The organism is Alcanivorax sp. HI0044, assembly GCF_001634945.1.
Genome location: NZ_LWEZ01001538.1, coordinates 1 through 442 on the forward strand (window position 1 = coordinate 1; position 442 = coordinate 442).

General features: G+C 66.1%; 1 protein-coding gene. It reads left to right on the plus strand.

What is annotated here, in order from left to right:
- Positions 1-74: 74 nt before the first annotated feature.
- On the plus strand, positions 75-442 hold a 368-nt coding region (locus A3730_RS23260; protein ID WP_197477591.1), incomplete at its 3' end, for a PP2C family serine/threonine-protein phosphatase.

The window sequence follows — 442 nt, forward strand, 5'->3', positions numbered from 1 at the left end:
GCTTCTGGCTGCCATCCTGCCGCCGTCCCTGTGTCTGGTGCTGGGTATCTGGCTACTGCAGCGAGTGCGATGAGATGAGCTGCTGGCGGGGGCAGGGACGCACCCATGCAGGCCGCCGGTCGGCCAATGAAGACGCGCTGGTGTGCCGTGACGGCGAGGGCCTGTGGGCCGTTATTGATGGCATGGGCGGGCATGATGCCGGCGACCTTGCCGCCACCATGATCCGTCATGCACTGGAAAATCTTGCCCTCGGGGGCGGTATTGCCCACCGGTTGCTGGCGGTGGATGCCGCCCTGCAAAGCGCCAACCATGCCATCCGTCATCACGCCGCCATGCACCTGGGAAGCAAGCCCATGGGGGCGACGGTTGTCGTGCTGCTGATTCACGATGGCGAGGCTGGGGTGCTGTGGGCCGGCGATGCCCGGCTTTACCGGCATGATCC